At 69.1% G+C, this 9,713-nt stretch carries 13 protein-coding genes; 4 read left to right on the top strand and 9 right to left on the bottom strand.

Annotation, left to right across the window (positions count from 1 at the left end; genetic code table 11):
• Window positions 1-759, bottom strand: a 759-nt coding sequence (locus A5646_RS27340) for a catalase (RefSeq protein WP_067025642.1), incomplete at its 3' end; no start/stop codon positions are given.
• 18 nt (window positions 760-777) lie between these two features.
• Entirely contained in the window at window positions 778-1,569 is a 792-nt protein-coding gene (locus A5646_RS27335) for an SDR family NAD(P)-dependent oxidoreductase (RefSeq protein ID WP_067025654.1), read from the bottom strand.
• A gap of 158 nt (window positions 1,570-1,727) precedes the next feature.
• Between A5646_RS27335 and A5646_RS27330 the strand changes: the two genes are divergently transcribed.
• From A5646_RS27330 to A5646_RS27320, 3 genes are all read left to right on the top strand, one after another.
• A complete protein-coding gene (locus A5646_RS27330) occupies window positions 1,728-2,330 on the top strand; it encodes a hypothetical protein (RefSeq protein ID WP_067025640.1) in 603 nt (200 codons plus the stop codon).
• A 93-nt stretch (window positions 2,331-2,423) separates the two neighbouring features.
• A complete protein-coding gene (locus tag A5646_RS27325) occupies window positions 2,424-3,983 on the top strand; it encodes a long-chain-fatty-acid--CoA ligase (RefSeq protein WP_067025637.1) in 1,560 nt (519 codons plus the stop codon).
• Between the two features lie 8 nt (window positions 3,984-3,991).
• Window positions 3,992-4,777, top strand: a complete 786-nt coding sequence (locus A5646_RS27320) for an MBL fold metallo-hydrolase (protein WP_067025651.1) — start codon at window positions 3,992-3,994, stop codon at window positions 4,775-4,777.
• Here A5646_RS27320 and A5646_RS27315 read toward each other — a convergent pair.
• From A5646_RS27315 to A5646_RS27305, 3 genes are all read right to left on the bottom strand, one after another.
• Entirely contained in the window at window positions 4,772-5,602 is an 831-nt protein-coding gene (locus A5646_RS27315) for an enoyl-CoA hydratase/isomerase family protein (RefSeq protein WP_066862327.1), read from the bottom strand. The two genes, A5646_RS27320 and A5646_RS27315, sit on opposite strands and share 6 nt — an antisense overlap.
• A 77-nt stretch (window positions 5,603-5,679) precedes the next feature.
• Entirely contained in the window at window positions 5,680-5,973 is a 294-nt protein-coding gene (locus A5646_RS27310) for a hypothetical protein (protein ID WP_066862324.1), read from the bottom strand.
• Window positions 5,974-6,003: 30 nt separating this feature from the next.
• On the bottom strand, window positions 6,004-6,450 hold the full coding sequence (locus tag A5646_RS27305; RefSeq protein WP_066862321.1) for a hypothetical protein: 447 nt from the start codon (window positions 6,448-6,450) through the stop codon (window positions 6,004-6,006).
• 122 nt (window positions 6,451-6,572) lie between these two features.
• On the opposite strand from A5646_RS27305, the gene A5646_RS27300 reads away from it, so the two are divergent.
• On the top strand, window positions 6,573-6,866 hold the full coding sequence (locus tag A5646_RS27300; RefSeq protein ID WP_082971993.1) for a hypothetical protein: 294 nt from the start codon (window positions 6,573-6,575) through the stop codon (window positions 6,864-6,866).
• A 96-nt stretch (window positions 6,867-6,962) separates the two neighbouring features.
• Here A5646_RS27300 and A5646_RS30535 read toward each other — a convergent pair whose 3' ends face one another.
• The 4 genes from A5646_RS30535 to A5646_RS27280 form a co-directional block, all read right to left on the bottom strand.
• Window positions 6,963-8,024 (bottom strand): MAP_0585 family protein, encoded by a 1,062-nt coding sequence (locus tag A5646_RS30535; RefSeq protein ID WP_369807004.1) that lies wholly within the window; start codon window positions 8,022-8,024, stop codon window positions 6,963-6,965.
• Between the two features lie 15 nt (window positions 8,025-8,039).
• Window positions 8,040-8,498: a lipoprotein LpqH gene (locus tag A5646_RS27290; RefSeq protein ID WP_197497985.1), complete on the bottom strand. Its 459-nt coding sequence runs from the start codon at window positions 8,496-8,498 to the stop codon at window positions 8,040-8,042.
• 40 nt (window positions 8,499-8,538) lie between these two features.
• A complete protein-coding gene (locus tag A5646_RS27285) occupies window positions 8,539-8,928 on the bottom strand; it encodes a hypothetical protein (RefSeq protein WP_156765730.1) in 390 nt (129 codons plus the stop codon).
• Window positions 8,929-9,086: 158 nt separating this feature from the next.
• Window positions 9,087-9,713: helix-turn-helix transcriptional regulator (locus A5646_RS27280; RefSeq protein ID WP_231998485.1), on the bottom strand; the 627-nt coding region annotated here is incomplete at its 5' end.

Genomic DNA, 9,713 nt, shown 5'->3' with positions numbered 1-9,713 from the left:
GGCCAGGGTGCCCACGGTGACGATCTGGGTGCTCTGCCAGGCCGCCGACGGGTCCACGGTCGAGTCGGTGGGACCGGCGATCTGCACCCGGAAGTCGAACCGCACCGGCCCGCCGTCCAGCCGCGTCTGCAGTTCGTCGGTGAGGAAGTCCCGATCCTTGTCGTGGGCGTCGGACCCCGACAAGTACTCCTCGGCCGCGGTCGGAACCAGGTGGTAGCGAACGAATCTGGCGCTGCCGTCGGCGGCGATCCAGCGGAAGGCGTGCAGGCCGTGGTATTCGGTGGTGGCGTAGCTGGCCGGGATCCGGTTCGCCTCACGCAGCAGGGGCAACGCGCCGAGCAGCCGCGGATGGGTGAGCAGGTGTTTGGCCATGCGCAGCGGCGTGGTGAGACCGGGCCGCATCGCCTTGAGCAGATCGATGAACCCGTCGGGCGTGCTGGAGACGAACAACCGGGCGGTCTGCGTCGAAACGTCGGTGGTGGAGCCGTCGGGCAGGGTGAATTTCACCGCCGTCCCGCGCACCCCGGGTGCGCCGTCGCGCTGCTCGGGGTTGCCCGATCCGTTGGAGAAGCGGATCAGCGCCGGGACCGTAGAACCATCGAGATGCTGTGCGCGCGAGAGCATGAGCGCGTCGGGGGTCGCGGTGAACGTGCCGCGGTACAGGGTGCCCTTGGCGTGCAGCGCGCGGCATCCAGGCTGTGCTCCGCCGGCGCCCCGGATCGCCTCGATCGCCTGGTCAGGGGTAAGTGCACCGCTCATGGACGAATCTTAGTTGGATCAGTCGGGAAAGCCGAAGAGTTCGACCACACCGTGATCGCGACCGGCGGTGTAGCCGCCGTCGACGGCGAGCGCCTGGCCGCTGACGAAGGAGGCGTCGGGCGAGAGCAGGAAGGCGGCCATGGCGGCGATCTCCTCGGGCTGCCCCAGGCGCTGCAGGGCGTGCTCCTTGGTGATGGAGGCCAGCGGCCCCTCCATGCCGGGAATGCTGAAGACGCTGTGCGCCATGGGTGTTTCGATGAAGCCGGGGCAGATGACGTTGGCCCGGATGCCGCTCGGCCCGTAGTCGAGGGCGATGTTCTTGGTGAGCAGCACGACGCCGCCCTTGGCCGCGTTGTACGAGCTGCCCCCGGCGGTGCCCTCCAGGCCTTCGACGCTGGCGACCGTCACGATCGAGCCGCGTTCGCCGTCGGCCCGGGGTTGGTCGATCATCTTCGCCAGGGCCGCCTTGGCCACCAGGAAGGTGCCGGTGAGGTTGATCCCGATCACCCGATCCCATTCGGCGCGCTCGAGCAGGTGCACCGGGCCTCCCCCGGCGACCCCGGCGGCGTGGAAGAGGCCGTCGAGGCGGCCCGGCACGGTGGCCAGCACCGCGGCGATCGCGGCTTCGTCGGTCACGTCGGCGGACACGAAGGTGAACCGCGCGCCCAGGTCGTCGGGCGGGGCGGCCACGTCGGCGCCGATCACGGTGCCGCCCTCGGCCAACAACCGTCGCGCGGTGGCCAACCCGATTCCGGACGCGGCGCCGGTCACGACGAAGGTGCGGGAACGGGCGCGGTCGGGGTTCACCATGTCGCATCCTTCACGGGTGGTGGGCGGTTCGGCCCCGTCATGGTGACACACGTTCGCGCCGTTGGCTTTACCAATGCAGTCGGTCGATAGGCCGGCTGTATCGAGCCATAGCAAACCCGTCTTGGACATTGCCGTGCCAGCTGGAGGACGATAGGCCGATGTCAATACCTCAGCCGCAGGCGCGGTCGCGCCGGACCGGATGGCGATTCGGGGCGATCGGCGCGGCCGCCGTCACCGCGGTGGTCTTGCTCGGCTCCCCCGTCGACCGGGCCGCGCCAACCGCCGCGGTGGCGATGTTGTCCGACGACGCCGTCGCCATCGCGCAGGGCGTCTCGGTCACCCCGGCCCCCGGCTGGACGGTCGGAAACCGCGGCCCGAACTGGGTGGCGTTGAACAACGCCGACACCACCGCGCAGCTGCGGATCACGGTCAAAGCCGCGGGCGGCGCGGACGCCGCCGGGCTGCTGCAGGCCGACATCGACCAGTTCACCGGCGGCGCATCGGCCATCCTGACCGACGTGAACCGCCTGACCGCGCCCGAGACCAAGCCCCTGCCGGGCCCCAACTTCCAGCAGGAAGCCTCCGTCGACTACACCGCGACCGTGGTGAACCCGCAGGGCGCGATCCCGGTGATCGGCACGTTCACCGAGCTGCTGAACGCCTCGAACGGCCGATCGGCGTTCATCGACTTCCGCCAGGACAGCAGCGCGACCAGCCAGGCCGCCGGCGAGGGCGGAATGATGATCAGCTCCATGCAATGAGCCGCTAGCGACCCGCGCGGGCGAGGGTCGGCGTCGCACGCGTGCAACCGACCGCGTATTACAAACTGGTACGAATCGACCGCGGAGGGGTTCATGCCATCAGCCGAGACGGCGACCAGCACGGCGGAGACGCTCGCCGGCATCGTCGAACGACACGCACAGCACCGGCCCGACGCGGTCGCCATCCGGTACGGCGAACGCCAGTGGTCCTGGGCCGAGTGGAGCTCGCGGATCCGTCGCGCCGCCGGTGCGCTGCGCGCCGCCGGCCTCGAGCGGGGCCAGTGCGTGGCCTTCCTGGACAAGAACCACCCCGCCTGTCTCGAGGTCCTCATCGCCGGCGCCTCGATCGGCGTCGTGACCACGGTCGTCAACTGGCGAGTGGTCGGCGACGAACTCGTCCACGTCCTCACCGACAGCGGCGCCCGCGTGCTGCTCGTCGGCGCCGAGCTGCGTGCGGCGGCCGAGTCCGCCGCCGAGCGGGTCCCGGGTGTGGAACGCATCATCGAGGTCGGTGAAGAATACGAATCGTTGCTCGCCGCGGCGCCCCCGACGCAGGCCGACGCGAGCGTCGACGAAAACGAGACGGCGTTGGTGATTTACAGCTCCGGCACCACCGGACGCCCCAAGGGCGTGCTGCTCAGCCAGCGCGCGCTGGTCAATCACGCGTCCAACCTGGCTCCGGCGTTTCCCTTCGACGAGGGCGACGCCAACTTGGTGGCGATGCCGTTGTTCCACGTCGGCGGGATCGGCTATGCGCTATTCGGAATCCGTTCGGGTGCACCGACATTCATGACCCGTGAGCCCGACGCGGCAACGCTTATCGGCGCGGTGCGGGCCGGCGCCACGCACGCGTTCTTCGTCCCGCCGGTGATCGCCCGGTTCCTGGACGCGGGTGAGGCGGCGACCGCGGCCCTCGCCGGCCTGCGCTACATCGTCTACGGCGCCGCACCGATGCCGCTACCGCTGCTGCATCGCGCGCTGTCCACCTGGCCCAACACGAAATTCGTGCAGGTGTACGGGCAGACGGAACTGTGCGGGGCGGTCACCGCGCTGTCCGACGACGATCACCGCGACGCGGCGCGGCCCGAGCTGCAACTGGCGGCCGGAAAGGCCGTGCTGGGCTGCGAGATTCGCATCGCCGACCCCGAGACCGGTAACCCGTTGGCGACCGGCGAGTCCGGTGAGGTCTGGGTGCGCAGCAACCAGAACATGACGGGCTACCTCAACCGGCCGGACGCGACGGCCGAGACGATTACCGCCGACGATTGGGTGCGCACCGGCGACATCGGTCGGCTGGACGCCGACGGCTACGTCTACATCGAGGACCGCATCAAGGACATGATCATCACCGGCGGCGAGAACGTGTACGGCCCAGAGGTGGAAAGCGTGCTCATCGAGCATCCCGCCGTCGAGGACGCCGCGGTGATCGGGGTGCCCGACGACTTCTGGGGCGAATCGGTCAAGGCGATCGTGGTGGCCGACGGCGAGGTCGACGAGAAAGGCATCATCGAATTCTGCCGCGAGCATCTGGCCGGCTTCAAATGTCCGCGCACGGTCGACTTCGTGCCCGAACTCCCCCGCAACGCGAGCGGGAAGATCCTGAAAACCGAGCTGCGGGAACCGTTTTGGCGCGATAGGGCGCGGGGCATATGAGCACCCGCCTGGATGCCGCGCGCCGCGACTGCGCGATCAGCGTGCTGGGCGGTCCCACGACAGTCGTCGACATCGCCGGCCGCAGGATCGTCATGGACCCCACGTTCGACCCGCCGGGCGTACACGCCTACCTGACCAAGCTCACCGGTCCCGCGGTGAGCGTCGAGGCCCTCGGGCCGGTGGATGTGGTGCTGGTCAGCCACGACCAGCATCCCGACAACTTCGACGACGAGGGCCGCCGCATGGCGCTGGCCGCGCCCCTGCTGCTCACCCATCCCGGCGCCGCGGGCCGGTTGGGTCCGCCGGCGGTCGGCGTGGCGCCCTGGCAGTCCCACGAACTCAACGGCGCATCCACGTCGCTTACCGTGCAAGCGGTTCCGGCGGTCCACGGTCCGGCCGACGGCCGGCGCGACGCCGGCGGCCACATCAACTGCGAGGTGACGGGTTTCGTGCTGTCCGGGCCGGGCCTGCCGACGGTGTACCTCAGCGGCGACAACGCCTCCATGACCGCGGTCAAAGACGTCGCCGATCGCGTCGGTCGGGTCGACATCGCCGTGCTGTTCGCCGGTGCGGCGAGCGTGCCCACCAAGGAGCGTGGGCGGCCGTTGACGCTGACCGCGGCGCGCGCGGCGGCCGCGGCCGAGTTGCTTGGCGCCAGGACGGTAATCCCCGCCCACGTCGACGGCTGGGCCCATTTCGCCGAGGGCGTCGACGAATTCGTCGCGGCGTTCGATCAGGCCGGCATCAGCGACGTGCTCAGGGTCGCCCCGCACGGCGAGTGGATCGACTTATAGGCGTCCCTGCACGCGCAGCTCTGGATGCACCCAGTCGGGCGAGCGGCGCTCCTTGAACGAGCGGAAGCCTTCGATGGCCTCGGCGTCGGACAGGCTGGCGGTCATGCCGATGCGGTCATAGAGGCCCAGGTAACCGTCGATGCTGGACTTGATGACGCCGCGGGCACGCGGTGCGGTTCGACAACACTGCGCCAGTAGCTCGTTCGCCGCGTCAAGCAGGCCCTCGTGCGGCACCACCCTGGTGACCAGGCCCCAGTCGAGGGCTTCGACCGCGGTCAGCACCCGACCGGTGAACATCAGGTCGCGGGTGCGCACCGGCCCGATGACGCGGGTGAGCATCTGGCTGTAGTAGGTGTCGGCGTAGCCGCGGAACAACTCGGGCACCCGGAAGGTCGCCCGATCACTGACCACCGACAGGTCGCTGCACAACGCGATCTGGAACCCGCCGCCCTGGCACAGCCCGTTGACCGCGGAGACGATGGGCTTGGCCGAGGTGCGCACGGCGTCGAACGGCGTCACGTCCATGCCGAGCGCCGAACCGAAGGTGATCCAGTTGTCCTCGCCTCCCCCGCCGCCCATGTCGCCGCCGGGGGCGAAGACGTCGCCGGTTCCGGTGAGCACCAGCCCGGCCAGATCCGGGTCCTCGTTGAGACGTCCCACCGCATAACGGATTCCGAAGTACATGGCCGGGCTCAGCGCGTTGCGCGCTTCGGGCCGGTCGATGGTGCACACGGCGATCGGTCCGTGGCGCTCGAAGCGCAGGTACGGCGTGCCCAACCAGTCGCCGTCGGGCGGACGGGGGGTGTTCTGCGGTGTCTGCGCCACGGGACTCCTCTCGGGTCGGCTCCGCGGATGCGTCGCGCCGCTACTGTAGCTCTTACAGTATCCGGGCGACCCGCCGCCTACACGTAAGGCAGCGTCGCCGTCTCCGCCGTCGCGGACGCGTCGGCGATCACCGAGGAGAGCTTGGACTGCAGGGTCGACGTGGCGTCCCCCACCGGCTTGTCGCAGAACCTGCAGAGCGCCTTGAAGTTTGGTTGTTCGTCTTCGTCCGGCCAGAACCGCCGCGGCCCGACCTGAGCCCCGGGGTCGAACTGCACGGATTGATGCGGGGCGTCTTTGAGGATTCTGCCGACGGGATGGCGTTGCGGGCATTCGAGTTTCAGCATGCCGACGCCTTCTTGATTTCCGACCATGGTTCGCCGTCCTCTCTCGGGTGTGCGCTGTCAGTGCAGGATCCGCGCGAGCTTGCGCCATCGCCGATGCCGGTGTCGAAACATCACCCGGACGAAGGCGCGGGTGAGCAGCCCGTGCAGGCCGTCGTCGGTTTCGATCTCGTCGGTGTAACGGCAGCTGCGCTCGTCGATGGGTTCGAACGTCAGACGGTGATTCCAGGTCCGGACGGGTCCGCCGTGCTCGTTGGTGTAGATCTCGGTCGGCTCGAGTCGCTTGATGGTGAGGTGATGCGTCCAGGCCGGGATCACGCCGAACCACCAGAACCGCGCCGATCCTTGGGTGCCCACCTCGATGCGCTCAGGGACATCGAGCCGGTACACCCGCAGCACCGGGCTCAACACGTGCCGCATCAGCTCGGGCTTGCGCGCCAGGGCGGACGCCGTCTCGACCGGGATCGGCAGCTCGGTAGTTAGGGTTACCTTACTCATGCAGTTCATGGTCGCTCAGCGAGCACGATCAGGCAATAGCGCGCGAGCCTACGTTGGGGCGTCGTCGCGAGGGCCAAAGAGTAGGAATATCCCTGATATCGGCGGGCCGTGCAGCGCAATAGCGTGGGGCAATGGTGATCGCCGGCGCGGGCTTGGAACGCTTCCTGGTCGAGTGGTACGGCCCTGACGCGCACGCGCATTCCATCAATGAGACGGCCGGACATCTCAACGACAGCGCGACATCCATGGCGGCGAGCGGCAGCCAGATCCGACTGCTGATGGCGTTGGCGGTTCCCGCGGATGAGTATGCCTTCGGCATCTTCGCCGCCGAATCGGCGGAAACCGTCGCGCGGGTCTGCGTCGACGCGGGCGCACCCGCGGAACGGATCAGCGCCGTCATCGGATGGTCGCTCGCCTTCGACTGAAGTGGTCGCCGAATTCGCTTGGCCCAGTGAGTATCTAGCCGATTCTTCTTGAGAATGTCTGTGCCTGAGGCGAATTCGACAGCCACCCGCAGTGGCTCAGTACAACGGGGTCCAGATGCCGTCGAACCAGTAACCCCAACCGCCGTACTGCCAGTTGAAGATCGGCAGGACCGTGTAGGTGTTGTAGGTGAACGGCGCGAAATAGCGCTGCCCATAGGACGCGTCAACCGGTGGCCCGGTCCACGGGCGGTTCCAACCGCCGGCCGGCGGTGGCCCGTTCCAGCCACCGGCAGGCGGCGGACCCTCCCAGTTGGGTGGGGGCTGGCCCGGAGCGGGGCCATCATTCCAGCCGTAGCCGTTCGGCCGCGGCGGAGGCGGCGCCCCCTGACCCGGAATCCAGAAGCCGCCGGGCAGGTCGACGGGGCCGCCGACTTGCGGAGCGCCGCGCAAGATCGGACCACGCGGCGGGTAGTACGGCTCGTGTGGCGGCTGATAGTTCGGCGCGTTGAGGATCGGGCGGTTGGGGGTCGGTTGCGGCGAGCTGCCCCACGGCGCCGAGGGTGACGGCGGCGTCGAGCCGGCGCCCCCGTATCCGGGGCCGGCGCTGGGGCTGGGACCCGGGTTTTGGTTTGCAGGGGTGCAGTCCGGATGCCAGGCGGGGCACGAGAACGGTATCGAGGTCGTGGGCGCCGGAGTGCTCCACTGCGACGGTGTCGGTCCCGAAGTGCTCCACGGCGCAGACGTGGTCGGCGGCGGAGTGGTGCTCCACGGCGCAGACGTGGTCGGCGGCGGAGTGGTGCTCCACGGCTTCGAGGTGGTCGGCGGCGGAGTGGTACTCCACGGCTTCGAGGTGGTCGGCGGCGGAGTGGTACTCCACGGCTTCGAAGTGGTCGGGGGCGGGGTGCTGTTTCGCGGCGGCGTGGTCGTCGGCGTTGCGCCGCCGGCCCCGGGAACGTGTGACCCGGGAGCAGGCACCGTCCCCGTGCCCCCATACCCGGGGCCGGGGTTGGGGACACCGGAGCAGCCCTTTTGCCCGTTGGGGCACGGCGGCGGGTCCAACGGCGGGGCGGAGCCGGCGAGTCCCGCGTTGACCCCCGCGACGGACAAGCCCAGGCCCGCAGCAACTCCGGCTGCTGCGGCGAGACGTTTGATGGACATCGGTTGCGTTCCCTTCTAAGGGCAGGTCACGTCCAACTCGAAGGGCTTGGTTACCGGCTTCGGTTGGTGCGGGTCGCTGGTGTCGGCACCGGTCGCGGTGCCTTTGATCTGGTAGGACTTGCCGCTTGCCGCGGCCCCGGCGGATCCGCCCTGACCCGGTGCGGCGTCGGAATAGCCGAGCGTGATGCCGTCGACGATGCCGAGCCCGACCGCGTGAACGATGGGCGGGTTGTCGGTGCTGATCACCGCGCCCAGACCGTTGGCCGCGTCGCCGATGCCGATGGTGATCCTGTTCCCGGACGGGTTGCAGGTGACCGCGCCGGTCACGTTCTGGCTCTTGCCGTCGACGATGACCTGCGGTCCGGCGGGCGCCGGCGGGTTTGATGCGCCCGTGTTTGACTTACCGGAACAGCCAGCACAACTCGCGATGACGACGGCCATGCCGGCTGCGCCGACGACGATCCCATGCTTCACCGCTGCTCTCCTTCGTGTCGTTGTCGTCGCCGTCCGCGTATTACTGCGCGGGGCCGGGGATCTGGTACGCGCACCTACCGGTCGTGTGTTCGGTGAGCGGGACGGGCTGGCCGTCCACCTGAATCGCACAGTCGTGCGGGCCGCCGCTTTTATCGGTGTAGTTCAACGCCAGGTACGGGTTACCGGTGACCTGCACGGTCTGCGACCAGGGCACCGAAACCCAGGTGGTGGTGCTCGCCGGATACACCGGTGTTCCGGGGTCGGGGATGACGGAGAAGACGTCACCACCGCCGAGGATCCGGTACACCACGGTGTGTTGGCCCGGGTGGGCCTGGGCCCTCGGCAACATCGCCTGCGGTGCGCTGCTAGCGGCGATGGCGACGGCCGCGAGCACAGCGGCCATGGTGTGCACGCGCGGAGTCGTTGGCATGGCGTTCCTTTCGATATGCGCGACACACGGTCTCACCCGTATGTCTCTTGTTCGTCGATGAGGCAACCGCCGCCCGCGCGGTGGGTCCAGCAAACGCCCGCAGCGCCCGCCGTATCAATTAGGGATTTCCCTACACTTTCCGGCGGCCGGGCGCCGTGTCAGGAATCGACTTCCAGTTGGTCGAGGCGGCGGCCGAGTTCGGCGCGTGACCGGATGCCGAGTTTGCGGTAGATCCGTGAGAGGTGGACCTCGACGGTCTTGGGGCTGATGAACAGCCCCGAGGCGATGTCGTGATTGGTCTTGCCCGCCGCCGCCAGATCGGCGATCCGGCGCTCGGCCGGCGTCAGCACCTGGGCGTCGGCTCGGCCGAAAGTGATGCGCTCCAACGAGCTTCGCGCGCGCCGCACCCACAGCGGCGTGCCCAGCTCCACGAAAGTATCCACCGCCGCCCGCATCGCCGCGGCGGCATTCTCCCGGCTGCGCTGCCTGCGCAGGATCTCTCCGAGTAGCAACTGCGTGCGGGCGCGCTCAAATGGCATGGGCAACCGCTCGTGTTCGGCCATCGCCCGTTGCGCGGCCGCCAGCGCCGCACCGAGGTCTCGGCCCACGGCCAGCAGCATTGCCCGGCAACGCGCACCCGACGCCAGCATCCACGGCCTGCCCAACCGACGTCCGTTGGCCTCCAAGACGTCGATCAGGCGTCGCGCCTCATCGAACCGTCCGAGCTGAATCAGGGCTTCGGCGGCATCGGGCAGAAAAGGGGTGACGAAAATTTCTGTGGCGCG

Source organism: Mycobacterium sp. 1245499.0, assembly GCF_001673615.1.
Taxonomy (GTDB): domain Bacteria; phylum Actinomycetota; class Actinomycetes; order Mycobacteriales; family Mycobacteriaceae; genus Mycobacterium; species Mycobacterium europaeum_A.
Note: the sequence above shows the minus strand (reverse complement) of the source record. Positions and strands in the feature narration are given on the sequence as shown.